Below are 21,862 nucleotides of genomic sequence, written 5' to 3'. Positions count from 1 at the left end.
GTTGCCGGATATGTCGGCGCCTGAACCCTTTGACCTGGTGATCCGCGGGCACGCCGTACTTACCCCCGAGGGAACCATCCCGGCCGAGGTGGGGGTACGTCGCGGGGTGATTGCCGCCGTCGTGCCGCTGGGCGCCGGGCTGGACGGGGAGCGGCTCATTGAACTGGCCGCGGACGAAACCCTGCTGCCCGGGCTGGTGGACACGCACGTGCACATCAACGAGCCGGGACGCACCGAGTGGGAGGGGTTCGCCTCCGCCACCCGCGCGGCGGCCGCCGGCGGGGTCACCACGCTGATCGACATGCCGCTGAACAGCATTCCGCCCACCGTGAATGTGGCGGCCCTGAACATCAAACGGAACTGCGCGGCCCCGCAGGCCTTTGTTGACGTGGGTTTTTGGGGCGGCGCCGTCCCCGGGAACCTCGCCGATCTGCGTCCGCTGCACGAGGCCGGTGCCTTCGGGTTCAAATGCTTCCTGGTCCACTCGGGCGTCGATGAGTTTCCGCACCTGGAACCGGCGCAAATGGAGGCGGCGCTCGCCGAGCTGAAGACCTTTGACGGTCTGCTGATTGTGCACGCCGAGGATCCGGCAGCCATCCGGGACACACCGCCGGGCAGCGGTTATGCGGGGTTCTTGGCCTCCCGTCCGCCGGCGGCGGAGAACACCGCCATATCCGGTGTCATTGACGCGGCGGCACGCACCGGCGCGCGCGCCCATATCCTGCACCTGTCCTCCGCCGAAGCCCTGCCCCTGGTCCGGGCGGCAAAGGCCGACGGCGTGCGGCTCACGGCTGAAACCTGCCCGCATTACCTCACCCTGCGGGCCGAAGAGATTCCCGACGGCGCCACGGCGTTCAAGTGCTGCCCGCCCATCCGCGGGGACGCCAACCGCGAAGAGCTCTGGGCCGGTCTCGCGGACGGGACCATCGACTGCATCGTTTCGGACCATTCGCCCAGCACCCTGGACCTGAAGGACCTGGAGAACGGAGACTTCAGCGTGGCCTGGGGCGGGGTGTCCTCCCTGCAGCTGGGGCTGGCGCTGATCTGGACCGAGGCCCGCATCCGGGGCATTGCGCTGGAGCGGGTGCTGCACTGGATGTCCGCCGCGCCGGCAGCACTGGCCGGCCTGGACCGCAAGGGCGGCATCGTGGAAGGCAAAGACGCCGATTTTGCCGTGTTCGCCGCGGAGGACACCTTCACGGTGGATCCGGCGGCGCTGCAGCACCGGAATCCGATCACGCCCTATGCCGGGAAGCAGCTCACCGGCGTCGTGCGCCGCACGGTGCTGGCGGGTACCGACGTCGATCCCGCTGTCCCGGCCGGGCGCCTGCTGCGCCGGTAGGCAGTGATGGCTGCCACAAAGGCATGCGTCGCATTTAAGGAACGGCCAGCGCGGAAAGTAGGGTCTAGGTATGGCTCCTTTTCGTAACAGCCGCGCTGCGTCGCTGCCTGCAAAACTTTCCCGTTCCTGGCTTCTGGCATCGGCTGCCGATGAAGCGAATTTTGGGCCGGCGCTCGCGTCGGAAGCGGACTCCGTGGTGTTCGACATGGAGGACGCGGTACCCGCGGCCGGCAAGGCTGAGGCCCGTGAGCGCGTTGTGGAGGCGCTGTCCACCGGAATGACCGCCTGGGTGCGCGTGAACGGCATCGAAACGGATTACTGGGCCGATGACCTCGCGGCGCTGTCCAAGGCTCCGGGACTGCGCGGTGTCATGCTGGCGATGACCGAAAAGCCGGAGCAGGTCACCCACACGGCCATGCGCCTGCAGGCCGGCACCCCGGTGTTGGCCCTGGTGGAGTCCGCACTTGGCATTGAAAACGCGACGGCGATTGCTTCGGCTCCCGGCACCTTCCGCCTGGCCTTCGGTGTGGGCGACTTCCGCCGCGACACCGGTGCCTCCGACGATCCCATGGCTCTGGCCTACGCCCGTTCCAAGCTGGTGGTGGCTTCCCGCGTGGGGCAGCTTCCCGGCCCGATCGACGGCCCCACGGTCGGTGCCCTGGGCGATAAACTGCTGGACGCCTGCAAGGTCACGCAGTCCATGGGAATGACGGGCAAGCTGTGCCTGATGCCCGAGGCCGCGGACTTCATCAACCACGGACTTTCGCCGAGCGAATCCGAGATCACGTGGGCGCATGAGCTGCTCGAGGCGCACGCTGCAGGTGCCGTCGTGGGCGACGGTTCCTACCTGCCGCGCCTGGCGCGCGCCCAGAAGATCTCCTCACTGGCTGACTCCTACGGACTCTGGAACGCCTAGCCTTCATCCACCCTGCGCAGCATCTGGAGCACTGTGCGGGTGAGGGCAAAGGCCTGATCCGGGTCATAGTGGGCCAGGCTGATGTCCGCGAACAGGTGTGAGGCGCCGGGGTAGAGGAACAGCTCCGCGTCGTCGGTGGACGCGGCCAGATTCTGGGCGGCGTCCAGATCGCCGGAGTCAACAAACTCCTCATCGGCGTCCATCCCGTGGATCTGCACGGGCACTCCCGCCGGCCACGTGTCACCGTAAGTGCCCAGCGGAAGGCAGCCGCTGATCAGCACGGCACCCCGGGCGCCCGGCCGGGTCTGCGCCAGGCGCTGGGCCGCCATCACGCCCAAAGAGAAGCCGACGTAGACCATCTCCGGCGGGAAGCGTTCAGCGATGGCCACGCTCTGCTCCACCACTGTGTCCATGCCGATTTCGCTGAGGTAGTTCAGGCCGTCTGCAAGCTCGGCAAAGGTCTGCCCGTTGTAGAGGTCCGGCACGGTCACCGTATGTCCGGCATCGCGCAGTACCCCGGCAAAGGCGTCCATGCCCGGAGTAAGGCCCTGGGCGTGATGGAACAGCAGGATGTTGGCCATGCCGGCTCCTAGCGTTCGACGAGGATTCCATCCTCGTCGGCGTACAGCGTGGCGCCGGGACGGAAGGTGACACCGCCGAACTCTACGGGCACGTCCACTTCGCCAACAGAGTCCTTGGCGCTCTTGCGCGGGTTGGAGCCGAGCGCCTTCACGCCCAGGGGCAGCTTGGCCACGGCGGCGCGGTCCCTGATGGGTCCGTTGATGACAACGCCGGCCCAGCCGTTGGCAACGGCAGCCTCGGCAATCATGTCTCCCATGAGGGCACTGTTGAGGGATCCTGCGCCGTCCACCACCAGCACGGCACCATTGCCGGGCGAGTTGAGGACGGACTTCACCAGGCCGTTGTCCTCACGGCAGCGGATCGTGCGGACCGGGCCGGTGAAGGACAGGTGCCCTCCGAGGTCCTGGAACTGCAGGGAGACGGAAGCCAAAGACTCACCGTGCTGGTCATAGAGGTCTGCTGTGCTGATTTCCATGGGACCACTGTGGCACGAGTTAACGGTTCTGCGGAACACTGGCGGCATGCGCCTTCAGGACATCCACAACCTCCAGCAGGTCGGCCACTGACTGGGCGGCGGAAGAGTCCTGGTCCCGCGGCCAGCCGCCCGGCAGGCCCTCGTTGTAATAGAGTCCGTCGCCGAGCAGGACAATGGCACGGGCAATGGCCGGATGGCCTACTTCCTCGAGGACCAGATCCATCCAGCTGCGGTGGATCCGTTCCAGCACCGCTGAGGCATCCGGATCGGAGGCCTGGGCAAGACGGACGACGCCGATCAGCGCGCGGTCCAAGGCACTGCCAACATAAACGGACTCCCGGACCAGATACCGCGACGGGCCTTCCGGGTCGGCGCGCATCCTCACAAGGTCGGCCGCGGCGAGTTCCTCGAGGCGGGCGATGAGGGCCGCGGCCATCGCTTCCTTGTTCTTGAAGTGATAGAGCAGCCCGCCCTTCGAGACTTCGGCGCGTGCAACCACGGCATCGAGGGTGGCGCCGCGTGGGCCTTCATTGATGAGCAGCTCCTCGTAGGCATCAAGGATGCGGTCCCGGGCAGGACGAGTGTTGGACATGCTTTTACGCTACGCCATCACACCGGAAAGCAGTCGCAATTTGAGAACTGTACAGTCTAGACGGTACAGTAGCTTGCCGGGCCTATCTCTGCCCAAATCCCCCCACGACTTTTAGAAGGAGGACGCCGTGACGGCCGTTCAGGAAAGGCCCGCTATTACGCGTGCAGGAAAGCGCGAATGGTGGGGACTTGCAGTCCTGATGCTGCCAGTGCTGCTGATCTCCATCGACAACAACGTCCTCAGCTTCGCCATCCCGTCACTGTCCCGGGCCCTGGCGCCCAGCGGCACACAGTTGCTCTGGATTGTGGACATCTACGCGCTGGTGCTGGCGGGACTGCTGGTCCCGATGGGCAGCCTGGGGGACCGGATCGGCCGCCGCCGGGTGCTGATGATCGGCAGCGTAGGTTTCGGCGTCATGTCACTGGTCGCGGCGTTTGCACCCTCGGCCTCCATGCTGATCCTGGCCCGCGCCCTCATGGGTGTTTTCGGTGCCATGCTGATGCCTGCCACGCTGTCCCTGATCCGGAACATCTTCACGGTGCCGTCCCAGCGACGCGTTGCGGTGGCCATCTGGGCTGCGGGGTTCTCCGGAGGGGCCGCCCTGGGACCGATCGTGGGCGGAGTGCTGCTGGAGAACTACTGGTGGGGCTCGGTGTTCCTGCTGTCCATTCCGGTGCTGCTTCCGCTGCTGGTCTTCGGACCCATCCTGCTGCCTGAATCCAAGGACCCGAGCCCGGGAGCCGTGGACGTGCCCGGCGTCGTGCTGGTCATGGGTGCCATGCTGTCCATCACCTACGGCATCAAGTCCTTCGCGTCCGACGGCGCCGCTCACGGACTGCCGTTCATCCTCCTCGGCCTGGTGCTGGGCACGTTGTTTGTGCGCCGCCAGCTGAGCCGCGAGAAGCCGATGCTGGACGTCCGCCTGTTCCGCAATCCGGTGTTCACCGGGTCCATCAGCGCCAACCTGCTGAGCCTCTTCGCCATGGTGGGCTTCATCTTTTTCCTCTCCCAGCACCTGCAGCTGGTGGTGGGGCAGTCACCCATCGAAGCGGGCCTGACCATGCTGCCCGGACTGGTGCTGACGGTCATCACCGGACTGGCCGTGGTGCCGCTGGTCAAGCATCTGCGCCCCGCCTACGTGGTGGCCGGCGGGCTGCTGTTCAATGCCGCCGGCTACGCTCTGGTGTTTTTCGCCGGCGAGTCCGTGACAGTACTCCAGCTGGTGGTGGCCTTCCTGTTCCTGGGCGTCGGAGTGGGCGCTGCGGAAACCATTTCCAATGACCTGATCCTCGCCAGTGTTCCGCCGTCCCGCGCCGGGTCCGCCTCGGCCATTTCCGAGACAGCCTATGAGATCGGCTCCGTCCTGGGCACCGCGGTGCTGGGCAGCATCCTCACGGCTGCGTACCGCAACGGCGTGCAGGTCCCGGCGGGACTGAGCGCCGAACAAGCCGAATCGGCCGGCCAAACCCTCGGCGGCGCCGTCGATGCCGCGCAGGCGCTGCCGCCGGAACAAGGTTCGGCTCTGCTGCACTCGGCGCAGGCCGCTTTTGATTCGGGTGTCAGTGTCACGTCCCTGATCGGCGTGGTGATCATGCTGGTGGCTGCCGCCGGTGCCGGCGTGCTGTTGCGCAAGGCTCCGGCCGGGCACTAAGTGCTGCGGCAGGATCCGTATCGTTTACGCCGATTCGCCGCGGTGAACGATCAGCACCGGACAATGCGCATGCGCCGCCAGCGTTGAGCTGACGGATCCGAGCAGCAGTCCCGCAAAGCCGCCGCGTCCGCGGTTGCCCACCACCAGCATTTCCGCCCCGCGGCTGGCTTCGATGAGGAGCTCCACCGGCAGTCCCACCAGGGCGGTCTGCTTGAGATCCGCCGGGACGTCCTCCCCGAAGGCTTCCTCCACTGCCTCCTTGAGCGTCAGCTCGGCCTGGGTCTGCGGAGACCAGACTTCCGTGGGAACCGGCGGGGCCAGGGAAATGCTGTACTCCCAGACGGTCACCACCTCCAGGGAGCACCCCAGCACTGCGGCCAGGCGCCGGGCCTTCCAGAGCGCTTCAATGGAGAGCCGGGAGCCGTCCACCCCCACAACAATGCGTTTGCGGTCCTCTTCACCGTTGCTCATGGTGCATCCGTCCTTCTCAACGTTGGCTTTGGGCGTGCTGGATGGTGCCGTGCTGCCATCCTCCACCTGAATGGAGCCGCGGGGGAGGGGCCACGTACCATCAGGCCTATGTTTAGTCCGTTTCGCCGCAAGCCGGTTACCGCCATGACAACCGGGTTGTTGCTGGTTCTGGCCCTGCTCTCCGCCACCGGGCCGTTTGCCACCGATCTCTACCTGCCCTCCTTTCCGGCCATGACCGATGAGCTCGAGGCGTCCGCCACCGCAGTGCAGCTGACCCTCACCGCGTTCCTTCTCGGCATGGGGGCCGGCCAGCTGGTGTTCGGCCCGCTCTCGGACCGGTACGGCCGCTTCCGCCCGCTGTTCCTTGGATCCGCAGGCTTTGTTGTCGCGTCGGCGGTGTGCGCCCTCGCACCCAATCTGGCCGTACTCGTGGCCGGCCGGCTGCTCCAGGGGCTGTGCGCTTCGGCAGGAGTGGTTATTGCGCGCGCCATGGTCGCGGACCTGACTACGGGCGCGACGTCGGCACGCACCTTCAGCCTGCTCATGACCATCGGCGGCGTGGCGCCGGTGGTTGCGCCGACGGTGGGCGGGCTGTTGGCAGAGCACCTTGGCTGGCGCGGCGTCCTCTGGGTGCTTGCCGGGCTGGCACTGGTGATGTTCGTGTGTGTGGCGGGTGTGCTGGCGGAATCCCAGCCCCTGCACCACCGCAGCAGCGGGCCGATGCTGGCCGGGCTGTCAGGCGTGGTCGCGAACCGCAAATTCCTCGGCTATGCCGTGCTCTTTGCCAGCACCTTCGGTGTGCTGATGGCCTACATCTCGGCCTCGCCCTTTGTGTACCAAAACCTGATGGGACTGACGGCGTCCGCCTATGGACTGGCCTTCGGAGTGAACGCCATGGGCCTGGTCGGTGCCGGATTTGTCTCCGCCCGGCTGGCCCGCCGGATACCGCCGAGGAAGACGGTCACGGCGGCGGTGTCCGTGCTGCTCACCATGTCCGTCGCTGTTCTGGTGCTGTCAGTTTCGGCCGCACCACCACTGCTCCTGGCGGTACCCATCTTCTTCGCAGCCACCTCGGTGGGCTTCATCATGGGCAACACCACGTCACTGGCCCTCGCCGAGGTGGGCCTCGCCGCGGGCAGCGGATCGGCAGTCCTGGGCGGCGGCCAGTTCTTTGCCGGGGCACTGGTCTCCCCGCTGACGGGACTTGCCGGCGAGGAATCCGCGGTGCCGCTGGCGGTCATCATGACGCTGTCCGCTCTGGTGGCCGTGGCTGCACTGATTGCCACCCGCACACGTTCGGCCTCCGGTCGGTAGACTCGACGAACTATGCGAACCATGAACAAGTACCGAACGCTCATCGTCTGGCTCCTCATCATCGCACTGGTGGGCAGCCTCAGCGTGGGGTTCCTCGGCATGCTCTTCTGACCCGCCGGACCCCTTCCCCCGCGCGCAGCGAGACCCAACTTGAGGGCTGCCGCCTCATGGGCATAGGGTAGTAAGCATACTTACGCTTCTTGTCGGGGCGGTGAAAGTCCGCCCCAGATTGGCGTACCGCATGCAGAATGACCTACCGAAAGTGGGAAACTCTATGACCAACGGCAACACTAGCGACCAGTACACCTTCCAGAACCCCGTGGACCGCTTCCCGACCATCACGCCGCCGAAGCAGGATCAGCCCGAGCCTGGCCTGGATGCGACTCTGGAACCCAAAACGGACCGCGGCGAGGAATCCTACCGCGGCACCGGCCGGCTGGAAGGCCGCAAGGCCCTGATCACCGGCGCCGACTCAGGTATTGGCGCGGCAGTTGCCATTGCGTACGCACGTGAAGGCGCCGACGTCGCACTCGCCTACCTGCCCGAGGAAGAGGAAGACGCCCGGGAAATCGTGCGCCTAGTGGAGGAGGCTGGCCGCAAGGCTGTGGCCCTTCCCGGCGACGTGCGGGACGCGGAGTACTGCAAGCAGCTGGTTGCGGACGCCGTGGAAGCCCTCGGCGGCCTGGATATCCTCGTGAACAACGCGGGCAAGCAGGTTGCCGTGGAGAATCTTGAAGACCTCTCCGACGAGCAGCTGGATGACACGTTCAAGACCAACATCTACGCGTTCTTCCGCATTACCAAGGCTGCGCTGCCGCATCTGCCGGCCGGATCGAGCATCATCAACACCACCTCCATCCAGGCGTACAGCCCGTCGCCGTTCCTGCTGGACTACGCCAGCACCAAGGCGGCCATCAACAACTTCACCAAGGGACTGTCGATGCAGCTGGCCCCCAAGGGCATCCGCGTGAACGCCGTTGCGCCGGGTCCGTTCTGGACGCCGCTGCAGGTTTCCGACGGCCAGCCCAAGGAAGCACTGCCGGAATTCGGCAAGGACACCGCACTGGGCCGCGCCGGACAGCCCACCGAGCTTGCCCCGGCCTACGTCTTCCTGGCGTCCCCGGAATCCAGCTACGTCATCGGTGAAACCCTGAACGTCAACGGCGGCATGCCCACCCCGTAAGGATCAGGCGTCCCGCTTAGCTCAAAAGGAACCGGCCCGCACCTCGAAAGGTGCGGGCCGGTTCCTTTTGTCTGCTCCGGAAAGTCAGAACAGATCAGGCGCGGACGTCCGTGTCGCTGTAGTCGGCGCGGTCAATCCGGCGGTGATAGCGCATACCGGCAAGGCCGCCGAGCAGCGCACCGATGAGGGTCGCGGCCAGCGTTGCGGCGACGGCGAGCCAGGTTGCCGCTGTGGCCCCGTCGAGGTCATCGGGAAGGGGTGCCACAGTGTTCAGCTGGGTGATGCTGCGGATATCGTCACCGAAGATCAATCCGAGCACCACAACAACCAGTCCGGCGATGAGGGCCCAGAGCCAAACGGCCAGACCCTGCTTGAGGCCGTTGAAGCGTGCCATCCGTCCCGCCACGTACCCGCCGGCGAAGTAGGCCAGCAGCAGCACCACCAGCAAAATGACCGTGCCAATGATGCCGGCACTCTGGTTGGCCATCGCCTGGTCCAGGGACTGGCCCAGGTCATTGTCGGTGTTGAAGTCGACGGCGGCGCCAATGGCCGCTGCCAGGGCGGACAGGAGCACCACCATTCCGGTGGCGGTCAGCCAGCCGAAGAAAGCCGCTCCGAACTTCATGCCGCCAAAACGTTCCTTTTCCATCGCGAGAAGGGCCTCGCGGTTGGCCTTGCCGGGCAGGGCACCGCCGTTTTCGGTGCTGCGAACGGCCGTGCTTCCGGAGTCGTCGCCGGTGTGGCGTCCGCCGTCCCCGGGACGGTATTCGGTGCCGTCGTCATAGTCTGCGTTGGGATCCTTGGTGTGGCTCACCGGCATCGCCTGGGTGCGCCCGCCGTCGTTGGTCTTGTTGCCGGAAGCCCCCGTCGAGGTTCCTGTTGCAGGGGTCCCGGCTGCGGTTGCTGCGGTTGCCCCGGTCGCCGGGGAATTCTGTGCCTCGGATCCGTTGTCCGTGGGCAGGACCTGGGTTTCGTCGGCGGGAGCCAATCGGTCCGACCTGTCGCGCAGGCGTCCGCCGTCCGGGCCTGTGGAATTTCCGAAGTCGCCGGAGTTGTTGGCTCCGGCCCGGCCGTTGTTGCCTGGTTCCGTGCTCATCTGTGTCTCCTGTTGCCATCGAGTGATCGGGCTGTCAGAGCCAGCTTATAAGTATCCTTACTATTTTCTCCACTTGCCCTTGATCCCCGACTGCCCGCCTGGAACTCCGCTTTGGGACAAATTGACCGGTTTGGGAAATCCCTGCCGCGGCGGACCGGACGGATTTTCCCAAACCGGAGCAGAATCCCAAACCGGAGGGAAAACTCCGCAGCGGCAGGTCGGCATTCGGGGTTGCCGCCCAAATGAAACACTGGAGGAATGGACCCCGACATAGTCATTACCGTCATTGCCGCCCTTGCCGTCGCCGTGGGTCTCACCGGAATCATCATTCCGGTTCTGCCTGGCAGCATTCTGATCATCGCCGCATTGCTTGGCTGGGCGTTAGGCATGCAAAGCGCAGCTGCCTGGTGGACCTTCGGAGTGGGCGCGGTGCTGGCGCTGGCAGGTTTGCTCGCCAGCGCGGTGCTGACCGGCAGGAGATTGAAGCAGCGCCAGGTCCCCAATACTTCCGTTCTGGCGGGAGTGGTGGTGGGTGTTGTGGGGATGTTCCTGATTCCCGTAGTGGGGCTCATCGTGGGGTTTGTGGCGGGTCTGCTGCTCAGTGAGTTCTTTCGCCGCCGCAGCCTGCCCGAGGCATGGTCAGCCAGCTATGCCGCACTGAAGGCGATGGGGCTGGGCATCCTGGTGGAACTGGGCCTTGCCTTCGCCGCCGGATCCGTGTTTGCGGGCGGGATCTGGTGGCATTTCGCCAGCCGCTGACCAACCGCTGAGCAGCCCCTGACCAGCCCTCCGCATACGGCTAGCCGGCGCTGACAAACTCCGCCAGCGCGGTGAGCTGGTCCAGCCGGCACTCCGGCTTCAGATACATCATGTGGCCTGCCTCGTGATAGTGGTGCGTGAATCGTGCCCGAGCCGCATCAGTCAGCCGCATGTGCGCCCAAACGTACTCGGCAGCGAAGTGGGGCGTGGCGCCGTCGTGGTAGCCGTAGTCCACATGCACCCGCAGGTGAGGGTTGTGCGCCAGCAGCCGTTCGAGCGTCCCGGTGACATCCACGGGAACCCCTTCGAAGCTCTTGTAGCTCCAGGGCTGGACCCGGCCGGTGAGGATTTCATACGGGAGGTCATTTTCGTAGCCCAGCTCGGCCCGGACGTAGTGGTTGACGGCGGCCGAGTACGGTCCGTTGATGGCCTGCAGGCTGGGGTCATCCCAGTTGATGGAATCCTGCTGGTTTGCGGGAGGTGCCGTGAACCGGCCGTCTATCCGCCCCACCACGAGGTTCTCGTTGCGCAGCAGCTCCGCGGAGAACTGGGCGTAATCCCACCGCAGGTTGGTGCGCCGGATAAACCCCTCCTCCAAGGTGGTGATTTCCGCCAGTCGGCGGACGACGTCGTCGAACTCTTCCGTGCTCAGCCGGGAACCCTGGGTCAGTGCGTAGCCGAACTCCCGTCCGGCGAATTCCTCCGCCTCGGCCACCACATCAGCCAGCGGCCGGTCTCCGTGCCGCCCGTGGAAGTGCGCAATGGCCGCGTAAGTGGGCAAATGAAGTGCGTACGGAGTGTCGCGGCCCGGAGCAAAATCCAGCGTGGCCATGTTCAGGACCGTGGAAATCAGTCCGAGCCCGTTGACGGCCAGGCCGTAGGCATCGAACAACCGTCCGGCGACGGCGACGGCACGCAGGGTCCCGTAGGACTCGCCCACCAGATACTTGGGGCTGAGCCAGCGGTTGTTGCGGGTGGTCCAGAGCCGGATGACTTCCGCCACCAGGTCCCGGTCCTCTTCAAAGCCGTGAAACTCTGCGGCCTCGTTGCCGTCCACCACCCGGGAAAACCCCGTGTTGACCGGATCGATCATCACCAGGTCCGCGTGCTGCAGGATGGTTTCCGGGTTGTCCACCAGGCCAAACGGGGGAGGCGTCAGTGCCCCAACGTCCCCGGAGTCAACCATCCGGGGTCCCAGCAGGCCCATGTGCAACCACACCGAGGACGAGCCGGGGCCGCCGTTGAAGGCGAACACCACCGGACGGCTGTTGGCCGGCGGAGCAGCTGCGTGCGCTTCCGCCGTCGGTTCGCCCACATCGGCGGTGTAGGCGACGAGGAAAATCTCCGCCTTGGGCAGGAAGCCGTCCGCTTTTCCGTCCTTGGTTTCTTCCCGCCGCAGCACCAGGCGTCCGGCTGTGGTGGTGTATTTCAGGCCTGTTGGAAGAGTATGGCGGCGGACCGTGAAGTCATCGGTAACCCTCGGGTTCCTCGCCTCCGGCTCTCCGCCGTTTCTGATGTTCTCACGGCTCTGATGCTGATTGCCGGCGTCCTGGTGCTGCTCGTCATGGGGCATTGGAGCAGTCTAACCAGTTCCTCACCTGCGGGCCGGATCAGGGTGCACGTCACGATTATGTGACGCACCTTACATTTCCAAGGGGACTTGGATAGGTTCTCCCCCAGAGGTGCCGGTCTGCAACGCTGCAGGCCACGCGCCTGTTCCACCGGCAGTTTCAGGATCCTTAACGCTTCTCATCTACTCGCGCCCGCGGGGCGCTTAACCAGGGAGAATCCATGCCTTTGAACCAACGGAGCTGGCTGCGTCTCGGCACGGCAGCGCTCATCGCTCCGGCACTGCTCCTCTCCGCCTGCGGCAGCCCCGATACGTCCGGCGATTCCGGGGCCGGCGCGGACGGCGGCGGCGGCACACTGTCCATTGCGACCGGCGGCACCGGTGGTGTGTACTACCCGCTGGGCGGCGGCTTTGCCACCGCTATCCGCGAGAACATCGAGGGCTATGACGCCACAGTCCAGGAAACCAATGCTTCCGTGGACAACGTGCTGCTGATAGCCAACGGGTCAGCCCAGATCGCTTTTTCGGTGGGTGACGTGGTTTCCGACGCCGTGGAAGGCGTTGGAGAGTTCGAAGGCAAGCCGCAGGAGATTTGTTCACTGGGCAACATCTACAACAACTATCTGCAGGCCGTCACCGTTGACGGCACGGGTATTACCAGCGCGGAGCAGCTTGTCGGCAAGGTTGTTTCAGTGGGAGCTCCGGGATCAGCCACTGAAGTTGGTGCACTGCGGATCCTCGAGGCTGCCGGCGTTGACCCGGACAGCGTGGAACGGCGCCAGCTGGGCGTTGCGGAAACGGTGGCAGCCCTGCGGGACGGAACCATCGACGCCGGATTCTGGTCCGGCGGACTGCCCACCGGTGCGCTGATCGACCTGGCCAGCGACGGCGATATGGTCCTGCTTCCCATCGGGCAGTATGCAGAATCCATGGCGGGAACCTACGGCGAGTACTACCTGGCCGAAGAAATCCCGGCCAACACCTATGAGGGCCAGACCGAAGCCGTCCAGGCCATCGCCTCGCCCAACCTGTTGATTGCCAGCCCCAAGATGGACGAGCAGCTGCAGCAGGACATTGCCGCTGCGCTCTTCGACAACGTTGAGCAACTCGAAAAAGTGCATCCCTCGGCCAAAGAAATGGACGCCGCCACAGCCGGTGACGTTTCCTACGTAGACACCTGTCCGGGAGCGGCGACCTACTTCGACCAGGCGGGAAGCTAGCCCTCATGCGCCGGCTGGCCACCGTCGTCGTGATGCTGGGAGTTGCGGCGGCTGCCGGACTGGCCGGCGTTGCCGGGGCCGCCGGGCCCCAGCAGCAATCCGTCGAATGGACGCTGAGCGTCAGCAATGACAGCGGCCGGCTGGCGGAAGTTCCCCTTCACGGGGATTCCTTCGCCGTCAGCTACCGGAACTCGATTTACGGCACCGTGGCCGAAGAACGCTACGAGGTCAGGCCCGACGCCAGCTATCTGCTGGTGCAGCTCGCAGCGGACCAGATGGCGGTGCTGGAGGAATACTATGCGGTGCCCGGTGCCCCCGTGGCGGCGGAACCGCCGGACAGAAGACAGTGGGTTGCTGACCCGGATCCGGCCCGGCCCGCCGCCTTCACGCGGTTGTCCCTGGCGGCCACCGACCTGGGACAGCGCACCGTCCATGCGGACGGGGCGCCGCCGCTGGAACTGTGGACGCTGGTGGACGACGGCGATCCCTTCGTGACGCTGGAACTCAAGGAGAATCAATGATCAAGCGACCCCGCGGCAGCGGCGCCGTCAAAGCTTCGGCCCAGGGTGCCGCCGGAAGCTCCGAATCGCCCACTGCATCAGATCCGCTGCTCAGATCGGAACAGCTGGGCAAAGCGGGCGACGAGGTCGTCAGCCCGCTCGAGCGCGAGAGCATCATTGACGAAGACGCCCTGATCGCCGAATTCGAGGCCGAGAAACCGGCCCGCCAGCTCAGCGGACTCCCCGCCTCGGTGATCAAGGCGTTCGGCGCCGGCTTGTCCCTGTTTGCCCTGTACTGGGTTTTCAGGCCCATGCCCACCCAGTTCTACCTGCCCATGTTCCTGGGCCTGGGACTGGCGATGACCTTTCTCGTCTACCGGGGATGGGGGCGCTCGGAAAAGGCCAAGGCGAAAGGAAAGGCCGACAACCCGCAGGTTGCAGACTGGCTGCTCGCGGTTATAGCGCTGGTGCCGTTCGTCTACATCGCCTTCAACTGGGACGGATTCTTCCGCCGGGCCATCACGCCCACCTACCTGGACCTGGTCATGGGAATCATCGCCATCCTGGTCACGCTGGAAGCCTCCCGCCGGACCGTGGGCATCCTTGTTCCCCTTGTGGTGCTGGTCTTCTTCGTCTACGCGTCCTTCGGAACGCTGGTGCCTGCACCGTTCAACACCTCGGACTTCAGCTGGATCCGGCTGGTGGGCCACAACGTGATGGGCACCCAGGGGCTGTTTGGCGTGCCCACCGACGTGGCGGCGTCGTACATCATCCTCTTCACCATCTACGGCGCCGTGCTGGCGTCCTCCGGTGCCACGAAATTCTTCATTGACCTGTCCTTCTCCGCCTTCGGCCAGTCAAAATCCGGTCCCGGTCGGACGGTGACCCTGGCTGGGTTCCTGCTGGGCACGGTCTCCGGATCCGGAGTTGCCACCACGGTGACACTCGGCGGAATTTCATGGCCCCTGCTGCGCAAGGCGGGTTACCCGAAGGAACACGGCGGCGCCATCCTGGCAGCGGCCGGTATTGGTGCCATCATGTCTCCGCCCACCCTTGGAGCAGCTGCCTTCATCATTGCCGCATTGCTGGGCGTGTCCTACCTGCAGGTCCTGATCTGGGCCACGATCCCGACGCTGCTCTATTACTTCGGCATCATCCTGGCCATCGAAATGGATGCCCGCCGGTTCAAGACCAAGGCCGTCGATTTCGAGGTCAAGCCCGTCGGCAGGCTCCTGCTGCGCTTCGGTTACCACTTCAGCTCGCTGGTGGCGATTGTCGTGTTCATGATGATGGGCATGACGCCGTTCCGGGCGGTGGTGTATGCCACCGGACTCGCCTTTGTCCTGAGCTTCCTGGACCGGCAGTCCTGGATGACGCCGCGGCGCATCTGGGATGCCCTGTCCGCAGGCGCAACCGGCGCACTGTCCGTCATTCCGGTCATGGCCGCCGCCGGACTGATCGTGGGCGTGATGACGCTGACCGGCCTGGGCCTGAAGCTGGCCAACATCATTGTGGACTTCGCCGGCGGAAGCCTGCTGCTGACGGCGGTTTTCTCGGCGATTTCAGTGACCCTGCTTGGCCTGGCTGTTCCGGTGACCGCCAGCTTCATCATTTCCTGGGTCATCATCGGTCCGGCGCTGCAGGACGTTGGCGTTCCCGCTTTTGCCGCGGCGATGTTCATTTTCTACTACTCCGTCCTGAGCGAGGTCTCACCTCCCACCGCACTGTCGCCGTTCGCGGCCTCAGCGATCACCGGCGGCAAGCCCATCCAAACCATGTGGCTGACCTGGCGGTACACACTCTCCGCATTCCTGGTGCCCTTCATCTTCGTGATGTCCGGACCGGGTATCGGCCTGCTGATGCAGGGAGGGCCGGCCACCGTTATCCTCGCGCTGGCCGTCTCCCTGGTGGCCGTTGCTGCTCTGGCCGTGGCGACCGGAGGATGGCTCGTTGGGCTGGCCCGCTGGCCCGAACGGGTTCTGCTGGGCATTGGTTCATTGCCGATGCTGATTATGGAACCGATGTATATCGGTATTGGTCTGGGCATTATTGCTGCGGGCGTCCTGGTGCATTTGGTCGGCCTGCGCAGGCGCGCAGGGGACACCCCCGATCAACTGCCGGACAGAAGTTCCGCTCCGCCCGCCGCCGTCGTCCGCCGAGGCAGCCACCGGGCACCCTCACCCGTCCCGCCGGCCGCCACTGAAACGCCGTGAGTGCCGGATCTGCCGTGAAAACGCGAAAGGACGCCTCATGACCACGTCCGTATCCCCGCTGGCTCCCGGACTCTGGGGCGTACTGGCCACGCCTTTTTACGGTCCCGCGCTGGCTGTGGACACTGAATCCCTGCGCCGGGAAGTCCAGCTGTACACGGGTCTGAACGCTGCCGGAATGGTGGTGCTGGGTGTCTTTGGCGAGGGTGCCGCACTGAGTTCCGAGGAGCAGGAACTAGCCGTGCGCTCCGTTGCCCGGGACGCCGGGACATGCCCCCTGGTGGTGGGAATCTCCGCACGCAGCACTGCTCCGGCGCTTGAACAGGCTGTTGCCGCCTCCCGGGCCGCCGGCAGCAGCCTTGCCGCTTTGATGGTGCAGATCAACAGCCCGGTCCCCGAGGTCCTCGCCGCCCATCTGAGCGCTATCCACGAGGCTACCGGTGCCGGAATTGTGCTGCAGGATTATCCAGTGGCGTCTTCGGTGCATATCAGTGCCGAGCAGATCCTCGCCGTCGTCGAACGCTGCCCGTTCATTACGGCAGTGAAGTCAGAGGCTCCTCCCACGGCCCTTGCCATCGCAAGGCTCACCCGCGGAACCCGGATTCCGGTCTTCGGAGGCCTGGGCGGAGTGGGACTGCTTGATGAACTGGCAGCGGGAGCCGCCGGAGCAATGACCGGATTCTCGCACCCGGAAGGGCTTCTCGCCGCGCTGGACGGCTTTCGCAAGGGGGGATTCCACGAGGCGCGGGCAGCCTTCGCGCCCTGGCTGCCGCTAGCCAATTTCGAAGCCCAGCCCGGTGTTGGCCTGGCCCTGCGCAAGGAGGTGCTGCGGCGGCGGGGCATTATTGCCGAAGCGTCCGTCCGTCCGCCGGCACCGTCCCTTCCGCCGGAACTGTCCGATCTCATTGAAGCCCAACTCGCAGCAGTTCGAATGGAGGTCGCCTGATGGACATTGGGTTGAAAGGCAAGAATGTGCTCATTCCGGGATCCAGTTCCGGCATCGGCCTGGCCGTTGCCCGCGCACTCAGCGAGGAGGGTGCCAACGTGGTGCTCGCCGCCCGCAGGAGGGACGTTGTGGAGGCGGAGGCTGCCCGCCTGGCATCCGCCGTCGGCGTGACGGTGGATCTGAACGACGGCGGTGCCCCGGAGGAGCTGGTCCGGCTGGCGGAGGAGGCGTTTGGGCCGGTTGACGTGCTGGTGCTGAACAGCGGCGGTCCGCCGCCCGGTGTGGCCGCGGATCTGACGGCCGAGCAGGCAGCCGCGGCCGTGAACCAGCTGCTCCTCCAGCAGCTGCGGCTCACCTCCCTGGTCCTGCCCGGCATGCGCCGCCGCGGCTGGGGGCGGATTATCGCGGTGGGCTCCTCCGGAGTTCAGCAGCCGCTGCCCAACCTCGCCCTGTCCAACATGGCCCGGGCCGGCCTTGCCGGTTACCTGAAAACCCTGGCGGCTGAAGTTGCCGCTGAAGGGGTGACAGTCAACATGGTGCTTCCCGGCCGGATAGATACAGACCGCGTTGCCTCCCTGGATTCCGCCGCCGCGGCGCGGGCCGGGCAAACCCCCGAAGAGGTCCGCGCAGCTTCCGAAGCCTCGATTCCCGCCGGACGGTACGGGCGCCCCGAGGAGTTTGCCGCCGTCGTCACTTTCCTCGCCGGAACCACCGCGTCCTACGTCACCGGGGAGCAGATCCGGTGTGACGGCGGACTGGTCCGTTCCTACTAGAGAGTTCCCGCCGGACGCCTTCGCCCACTGTTGAAAGGACCGTTTCCGTGACTCCCCGTATCCTGCGCCTGTGTTCCATCCATGAGGGCAGCTCCAGCCCGGACCACCCGGTGGAAGCGCCCGCCGTCGTCCATCCACGGCGCGGCACGGCATTGGTCCGCGACCTGCTGCCGGGATTCACCGGTGATCTCCTGGCTGTGCTGACCAACGGACTGCTGGGGGACCTGGAGGACGCGGCGGAGAAAGCGGACGACGCCGTCTTCACCAATCCCGGGTCCGTCACCTACGGCGCGCCCTACCGTCATCCGCGGCTCATCTGGGGCATCGGTTTGAACTATCTGGAACATGCTTCTGACCTGGCGGAAGTTGTTCCCGACGAACCGGCGTCCTTTATTAAGGGCGACCACACCGTCATTGGTCCCGGAGAAGCCATTCCTGTGCCGGAACAGAGCATACGCACCACCACGGAGGCGGAAGTGGGTGTGGTGATCGGACGCTACTGCCGCAATGTGGAACCCGAAGACGCCCTGTCCTACGCGGCCGGCCTCGTGCCGGTGCTGGACCAGACGGCTGAAGACATTCTGGAACGCAATCCGCGGTTCCTCACCCGCGCCAAGAACTTTCCGGGATTCTTCTCCTTTGGTCCCCAAATTGTTCCGCTGGCCGAGGCCGTGGGGGAGGGGACGCTGGGGGACCTGGTGGTTTCCACCGTGGTGAACGGAGAGCAGCGGCGCACCAACACGGTGTCCCATATGCGCTATGACCCGGCCTTCCTCATCAGTTTCCACAGCAAGGTCATGCCCCTGTTTCCAGGGGACATCATTTCCACCGGCACACCGGGCGCCGTCCACATCCGGGCCGGGGATACTGCGCAATGCCGGATCAGCGGGATTCCGGGGCTCATCAACCCCGTCACCGGCTTCGGCGGCTCCTAAGTGGCACAGGGCCCAAACCATGCAGTAATAGCCGGCGCCGGGATCGTCGGACTGGCCACGGCACTTGAACTTGCCCGGCGGGGCAACCGGGTGACGGTCCTGGACAAGGAAAGTTCCGTGGCGGCGCATCAGACCGGCAACAACTCCGGTGTCATCCACTCCGGGCTGTACTACACGCCGGGAAGCCTGAAGGCAGCCCTGGGCGCCGCCGGGGCCAGCTCCATGCGCGGCTTCGCCGAAACCCACGGCGTGGATGTGCGGATCACGGGAAAGCTCGTAGTGGCAACCCGGGAAAGCCAGCTGCCGGCCCTGAAGGAGCTGCTTCGCCGCGGAATGGAGAACGGTGTTCCCTGCCGTCTCATTGGGCCGGAAGAAGCGCGCGGCTATGAGCCGAACGTCCAATCCCTCGCGGCCCTGCGGGTGGAGTCCACCGGGATTGTGGATTACCGGGGCGTCTGCGCAGCGCTGGTCCGCCTGATCCGGGAGGCCGGGGGAGAAATACACCTCAATGCCGAGGTGTCGGCTGTGCATTCCGACGCCTGCGGGGTCACCGTCGAGACGGATGCCGGAACCTTCCGGGGCCATCAGTTCGTGAACTGCGCGGGGCTGCACAGCGACCGCGTTGCACGCCTGGCCGGAATCCGGCCCGACGTGCGGATCATCCCGTTCCGCGGCGAGTACTTCGAGCTAACTCCGCAGGCACAGCATCTGGTGAACGGGCTCATCTACCCGGTGCCGGATCCAGCCTTTCCTTTTCTGGGCGTTCATCTGACCAAAATGACCACAGGATCCGTACACGCCGGTCCGAATGCCGTTTTTGCCCTGGCCCGGGAGGGATACACCTGGTTGACGGTCAACCCGCGGGATGTGCTGGACAGCGCCGCTTGGCCGGGGCTCTGGAAACTGGGAGCAAAGTTCTGGCGGGTGGGGCTTTCTGAAACCACCCGGTCACTGTCACGGAAACGCTTCCTGGCCGGACTGCGCGAACTGGTGCCGGCTCTTCCGGATGACTGCCTCGTGCCGGCACATGCCGGGGTGCGGGCACAGGCCATGCGGCGGGACGGAACCCTGGTGGATGACTTTTTGTATGAGCGGGCGCCCCGGCAGATTCACGTGCTCAATGCACCGTCTCCGGCGGCCACGGCAGCGCTGGAAATTGGCCGCCTGATCGCCAATGAACTCACCGGAATTCAATAGTAAGTATGCTGATTACTCTTCCCTGCGGGGGTTGCCGCGGCTACGTTGAGGGTACGCGCACCGGCTCGCCTGCTGCCAAAGCGGTGCCGAAGCGGGTGCTCCAACCCCTCACGGAGGTATCTATGTTTTTCCACAAGCAGGAACTCCAATTCAAGTCCACGCCCGACAAGCCCGACGCCGTCTATGCCCGCAAGCTTCAGGAGGTGCTTGGCGGCCAGTACGGTGAAATTACGGTTGCCCTGCAATATGAATTCCAAGCCTGGAACACCCACATTCCCGGCAAATACCGCGACCTGCTCTTCGGAATCGGGGCAGAGGAAATGGGCCACGTGGAGATGCTGGCTGTCATGATTGCCCAGCTGCTGGAGAAGGCGCCGCTGGGAATCACGGAAGACGCCGTCCAGAATGATCCAACAGTGGCGGCGGTGGTCGGAGGGATGGACGTGCAGCATGCCATCGTGGCCGGTGCCGGCGCGCGTCCGGTGGATTCCAACGGCAATCCCTGGCAGGGCAGCTACATCACCGCCAGCGGTAACCTGTTGGCCGACTTCACGGCGAATGCCAACGCCGAAATGCAGGGCAGGCTCGCTGTTGCCAGGCTCTACCATATGACCGATGACCATGGTGTCCGGGACCTTCTGTCCTTTCTGCTGGCCCGCGACACCATGCACCAGAACCAGTGGCTGGCGGCGGCCAGGGAGCTCCAGGCCGAAGGCGCTGAATCCCTTCCGGTGCCGTCCAACTTCCCGATCAAGAAGGAAGAACGCTCCGTCTCGTACCAGTATTTGAACTTCTCGGACGGAAAGACTGCTTCGGAAGGTTCATGGGCTTCCGGCCCCACTCCGGACGGACACGGTGAGTTCACCTACCATGACGGGCCGACGACGTCGGCCCCCATGCCCCCTCCCACCAGGGTGGACGCGCGTTACTACGGCACCACTGATTTGCCGAACGTAGTCGAAAAGGTGGCGGGCAGCGTTCAGGACAAGCTGCACAAGGAGTAACTGAAGAGCTGGTGCCGGGGCTGCCGCCGTCCACAGGTCCGGCGGCGGCCCCGGCATCCACATGGCTGTAAGCGCTCCGGCGGCGGGCTCATCAGGGGAGGTGCGGCGTTGTGGTTCGTCCGGTGCTGGCTGAAGCTGGATACATCCTGCCGCTCAAATGGAACGACGGCGGGGACCTTGCCTCGCTTTGCCGGTATCTGAAAGAGCTGAGCCAGTGGATCTCCGTCCTGGTGGTTGACGGTTCTCCTGCCCCCCAGTTCTCCCTGCATGCAAAGGTTTTCCCCGCCGCTGTACGGCATTGCCGCCCTCATCCGCTGGGTTTGGCGAACGGAAAGGTCGAGGGCGTGCTGACGGGGGTACAGCTCAGCGCGTTTGAATACCTGGTGATTGCCGACGACGATGTGCGGTACACCCGCGAATCTCTCGAGCGTGTGGTCGCGCTGCTCGAAAACGCCGACGCCGTCCGCCCCCAGAATTATTTCGCGGACGCAAAACCGTGGCATGCCCGCTGGGATACCGCCCGAACACTGATCAACAGGGCGCTCGGCTCTGACTATCCCGGGACGCTGGCCATCCGCAAGTCAACGCTGCACGCGGCCGGCGGCTACAGCGGTGACGTCCTCTTCGAAAATCTGGAACTGCTCCGCACCATCCGGGCCGCGGGCGGCCGCGAAATTCGGGCGGATGACCTGTTTGTCGCCCGGATCTGCTGTTCAACCCGTCACTTCTGGGGCCAGCGGGTGCGCCAGGCCTATGACGACTTCGCCCAGCCGGGGCGCCTTGCTGCCGAGGCTGCGCTGCTGCCGCTGCTGCTGATGCTCCGGAAGGAACCGGCACGGCTGGCGATGGTTGCGGCAATCAGCGTCATGACAGCCGAGGTTGGCCGGCGCCGGGCGGGCGGAGTGCGGGTGTTCAAGGCGGACGCTGCTCTGTGGGCTCCGCTGTGGGTGGCGGAGCGTGCGGTCAGCATCTGGCTGGCGGTGGGCTGGCGGCTGACAGGCGGAGTTCCCTACGCGGGGAAACGGCTCCTCATTGCCGGGCACTCCCAGCGCCGGCTCCGAAAGATCATTTGACGCGATAGCGCTGAAGCTTCGGCGCTGCTGCATCTGCGGCGCCGAGTCACACT

21 protein-coding genes are annotated in these 21,862 nt (G+C 65.4%); 15 read left to right on the top strand and 6 right to left on the bottom strand.

The features are described from left to right. The first annotated feature begins 10 nt into the window (after positions 1 to 10). Positions 11 to 1,342, top strand: coding sequence for an allantoinase AllB (gene allB, locus KG104_RS16995; RefSeq protein ID WP_104053735.1), 1,332 nt, complete (start codon positions 11 to 13; stop codon positions 1,340 to 1,342). A 70-nt stretch (positions 1,343 to 1,412) separates the two neighbouring features. Continuing rightward, the gene (locus tag KG104_RS16990) at positions 1,413 to 2,258 is read left to right on the top strand and encodes an HpcH/HpaI aldolase/citrate lyase family protein (protein WP_104053310.1); all 846 of its coding nucleotides are present in this window, start codon (positions 1,413 to 1,415) and stop codon (positions 2,256 to 2,258) included. Here KG104_RS16990 and KG104_RS16985 read toward each other — a convergent pair. Genes KG104_RS16985 through KG104_RS16975 form a run of 3 tightly spaced genes read right to left on the bottom strand, consistent with a single transcriptional unit; the run spans position 2,255 to position 3,907 of the window. Next, positions 2,255 to 2,839, bottom strand: coding sequence for a dienelactone hydrolase family protein (locus KG104_RS16985; RefSeq protein ID WP_207348256.1), 585 nt, complete (start codon positions 2,837 to 2,839; stop codon positions 2,255 to 2,257). The genes KG104_RS16990 and KG104_RS16985 overlap by 4 nt on opposite strands. An 8-nt stretch (positions 2,840 to 2,847) precedes the next feature. After that, the gene (gene rraA, locus KG104_RS16980; RefSeq protein WP_104053308.1) at positions 2,848 to 3,315 is read right to left on the bottom strand and encodes a ribonuclease E activity regulator RraA; all 468 of its coding nucleotides are present in this window, start codon (positions 3,313 to 3,315) and stop codon (positions 2,848 to 2,850) included. A gap of 19 nt (positions 3,316 to 3,334) precedes the next feature. After that, positions 3,335 to 3,907, bottom strand: a complete 573-nt coding sequence (locus KG104_RS16975) for a TetR/AcrR family transcriptional regulator (protein ID WP_104053307.1) — start codon at positions 3,905 to 3,907, stop codon at positions 3,335 to 3,337. A gap of 127 nt (positions 3,908 to 4,034) precedes the next feature. On the opposite strand from KG104_RS16975, the gene KG104_RS16970 reads away from it, so the two are divergent. Continuing rightward, positions 4,035 to 5,558 (top strand): MFS transporter, encoded by a 1,524-nt coding sequence (locus KG104_RS16970; protein ID WP_237688622.1) that lies wholly within the window; start codon positions 4,035 to 4,037, stop codon positions 5,556 to 5,558. A 24-nt stretch (positions 5,559 to 5,582) separates the two neighbouring features. Here KG104_RS16970 and KG104_RS16965 read toward each other — a convergent pair whose 3' ends face one another. Next, positions 5,583 to 6,029, bottom strand: coding sequence for a universal stress protein (locus KG104_RS16965; RefSeq protein ID WP_104053306.1), 447 nt, complete (start codon positions 6,027 to 6,029; stop codon positions 5,583 to 5,585). 108 nt (positions 6,030 to 6,137) lie between these two features. On the opposite strand from KG104_RS16965, the gene KG104_RS16960 reads away from it, so the two are divergent. Both KG104_RS16960 and KG104_RS16955 read left to right on the top strand, forming a co-directional pair. Continuing rightward, the gene (locus KG104_RS16960; RefSeq protein WP_104160117.1) at positions 6,138 to 7,343 is read left to right on the top strand and encodes a multidrug effflux MFS transporter; all 1,206 of its coding nucleotides are present in this window, start codon (positions 6,138 to 6,140) and stop codon (positions 7,341 to 7,343) included. 274 nt (positions 7,344 to 7,617) lie between these two features. Further along, the gene (locus KG104_RS16955; RefSeq protein ID WP_181032203.1) at positions 7,618 to 8,526 is read left to right on the top strand and encodes an SDR family oxidoreductase; all 909 of its coding nucleotides are present in this window, start codon (positions 7,618 to 7,620) and stop codon (positions 8,524 to 8,526) included. 94 nt (positions 8,527 to 8,620) lie between these two features. Here the strand turns inward: KG104_RS16955 and KG104_RS16950 are convergent, their stop codons facing one another. After that, on the bottom strand, positions 8,621 to 9,622 hold the full coding sequence (locus KG104_RS16950) for a YrzE family protein (protein ID WP_207348257.1): 1,002 nt from the start codon (positions 9,620 to 9,622) through the stop codon (positions 8,621 to 8,623). A 258-nt stretch (positions 9,623 to 9,880) separates the two neighbouring features. Between KG104_RS16950 and KG104_RS16945 the strand changes: the two genes are divergently transcribed. Then, the gene (locus KG104_RS16945) at positions 9,881 to 10,381 is read left to right on the top strand and encodes a DUF456 domain-containing protein (RefSeq protein ID WP_104053302.1); all 501 of its coding nucleotides are present in this window, start codon (positions 9,881 to 9,883) and stop codon (positions 10,379 to 10,381) included. 40 nt (positions 10,382 to 10,421) lie between these two features. On the opposite strand, the gene KG104_RS16940 is transcribed toward KG104_RS16945, so the two are convergent. Continuing rightward, a complete protein-coding gene (locus tag KG104_RS16940) occupies positions 10,422 to 11,954 on the bottom strand; it encodes a S10 family peptidase (protein ID WP_207348258.1) in 1,533 nt (510 codons plus the stop codon). A 218-nt stretch (positions 11,955 to 12,172) separates the two neighbouring features. On the opposite strand from KG104_RS16940, the gene KG104_RS16935 reads away from it, so the two are divergent. From KG104_RS16935 to KG104_RS16895, 9 genes are all read left to right on the top strand, one after another. Beyond that, positions 12,173 to 13,171 (top strand): TAXI family TRAP transporter solute-binding subunit, encoded by a 999-nt coding sequence (locus KG104_RS16935; RefSeq protein WP_104053301.1) that lies wholly within the window; start codon positions 12,173 to 12,175, stop codon positions 13,169 to 13,171. A 5-nt stretch (positions 13,172 to 13,176) separates the two neighbouring features. Continuing rightward, complete coding sequence (locus KG104_RS16930) at positions 13,177 to 13,692, top strand: hypothetical protein (RefSeq protein ID WP_207348259.1); 516 nt, start codon at positions 13,177 to 13,179, stop codon at positions 13,690 to 13,692. Then, the gene (locus KG104_RS16925) at positions 13,689 to 15,884 is read left to right on the top strand and encodes a TRAP transporter permease (protein WP_207348260.1); all 2,196 of its coding nucleotides are present in this window, start codon (positions 13,689 to 13,691) and stop codon (positions 15,882 to 15,884) included. Before KG104_RS16930 ends, KG104_RS16925 begins: the two co-directional genes overlap by 4 nt. Before the next feature lie 37 nt (positions 15,885 to 15,921). After that, the gene (locus KG104_RS16920) at positions 15,922 to 16,827 is read left to right on the top strand and encodes a dihydrodipicolinate synthase family protein (protein WP_207348261.1); all 906 of its coding nucleotides are present in this window, start codon (positions 15,922 to 15,924) and stop codon (positions 16,825 to 16,827) included. Next, complete coding sequence (locus KG104_RS16915) at positions 16,827 to 17,600, top strand: SDR family oxidoreductase (protein ID WP_207348262.1); 774 nt, start codon at positions 16,827 to 16,829, stop codon at positions 17,598 to 17,600. The genes KG104_RS16920 and KG104_RS16915 overlap by 1 nt, the downstream gene beginning before the upstream one ends. Positions 17,601 to 17,647: 47 nt before the next feature. Then, the gene (locus KG104_RS16910; RefSeq protein ID WP_237688621.1) at positions 17,648 to 18,535 is read left to right on the top strand and encodes a fumarylacetoacetate hydrolase family protein; all 888 of its coding nucleotides are present in this window, start codon (positions 17,648 to 17,650) and stop codon (positions 18,533 to 18,535) included. Beyond that, positions 18,536 to 19,732, top strand: a complete 1,197-nt coding sequence (gene lhgO, locus KG104_RS16905; RefSeq protein WP_207348263.1) for an L-2-hydroxyglutarate oxidase — start codon at positions 18,536 to 18,538, stop codon at positions 19,730 to 19,732. Positions 19,733 to 19,854: 122 nt separating this feature from the next. After that, a complete protein-coding gene (locus KG104_RS16900; protein ID WP_104053295.1) occupies positions 19,855 to 20,736 on the top strand; it encodes a manganese catalase in 882 nt (293 codons plus the stop codon). Between the two features lie 110 nt (positions 20,737 to 20,846). Beyond that, on the top strand, positions 20,847 to 21,809 hold the full coding sequence (locus tag KG104_RS16895; protein ID WP_237688620.1) for a glycosyltransferase family 2 protein: 963 nt from the start codon (positions 20,847 to 20,849) through the stop codon (positions 21,807 to 21,809). Positions 21,810 to 21,862: the final 53 nt, after the last annotated feature.

This window comes from Arthrobacter sunyaminii, from assembly GCF_018866305.1.
Classification (GTDB): Bacteria; Actinomycetota; Actinomycetes; order Actinomycetales; family Micrococcaceae; genus Arthrobacter_B; species Arthrobacter_B sunyaminii.
Note: the sequence above shows the minus strand (reverse complement) of the source record. Positions and strands in the feature narration are given on the sequence as shown.

What these genes read in the sequence shown, in the direction of transcription:
- allB (WP_104053735.1), top strand. Translation starts at nt 11, where the DNA reads ATGTCGGCGCCTGAACCCTTTGACCTGGTGATCCGCGGGCACGCCGTA.
- KG104_RS16990 (WP_104053310.1), top strand. Translation starts at nt 1,413, where the DNA reads ATGGCTCCTTTTCGTAACAGCCGCGCTGCGTCGCTGCCTGCAAAACTT.
- KG104_RS16985 (WP_207348256.1), bottom strand. Translation starts at nt 2,839, where the DNA reads ATGGCCAACATCCTGCTGTTCCATCACGCCCAGGGCCTTACTCCGGGC.
- rraA (WP_104053308.1), bottom strand. Translation starts at nt 3,315, where the DNA reads ATGGAAATCAGCACAGCAGACCTCTATGACCAGCACGGTGAGTCTTTG.
- KG104_RS16975 (WP_104053307.1), bottom strand. Translation starts at nt 3,907, where the DNA reads ATGTCCAACACTCGTCCTGCCCGGGACCGCATCCTTGATGCCTACGAG.
- KG104_RS16965 (WP_104053306.1), bottom strand. Translation starts at nt 6,029, where the DNA reads ATGAGCAACGGTGAAGAGGACCGCAAACGCATTGTTGTGGGGGTGGAC.
- KG104_RS16960 (WP_104160117.1), top strand. Translation starts at nt 6,138, where the DNA reads ATGTTTAGTCCGTTTCGCCGCAAGCCGGTTACCGCCATGACAACCGGG.
- KG104_RS16955 (WP_181032203.1), top strand. Translation starts at nt 7,618, where the DNA reads ATGACCAACGGCAACACTAGCGACCAGTACACCTTCCAGAACCCCGTG.
- KG104_RS16950 (WP_207348257.1), bottom strand. Translation starts at nt 9,622, where the DNA reads ATGAGCACGGAACCAGGCAACAACGGCCGGGCCGGAGCCAACAACTCC.
- KG104_RS16945 (WP_104053302.1), top strand. Translation starts at nt 9,881, where the DNA reads ATGGACCCCGACATAGTCATTACCGTCATTGCCGCCCTTGCCGTCGCC.
- KG104_RS16940 (WP_207348258.1), bottom strand. Translation starts at nt 11,954, where the DNA reads ATGCCCCATGACGAGCAGCACCAGGACGCCGGCAATCAGCATCAGAGC.
- KG104_RS16935 (WP_104053301.1), top strand. Translation starts at nt 12,173, where the DNA reads ATGCCTTTGAACCAACGGAGCTGGCTGCGTCTCGGCACGGCAGCGCTC.
- KG104_RS16930 (WP_207348259.1), top strand. Translation starts at nt 13,177, where the DNA reads ATGCGCCGGCTGGCCACCGTCGTCGTGATGCTGGGAGTTGCGGCGGCT.
- KG104_RS16925 (WP_207348260.1), top strand. Translation starts at nt 13,689, where the DNA reads ATGATCAAGCGACCCCGCGGCAGCGGCGCCGTCAAAGCTTCGGCCCAG.
- KG104_RS16920 (WP_207348261.1), top strand. Translation starts at nt 15,922, where the DNA reads ATGACCACGTCCGTATCCCCGCTGGCTCCCGGACTCTGGGGCGTACTG.
- KG104_RS16915 (WP_207348262.1), top strand. Translation starts at nt 16,827, where the DNA reads ATGGACATTGGGTTGAAAGGCAAGAATGTGCTCATTCCGGGATCCAGT.
- KG104_RS16900 (WP_104053295.1), top strand. Translation starts at nt 19,855, where the DNA reads ATGTTTTTCCACAAGCAGGAACTCCAATTCAAGTCCACGCCCGACAAG.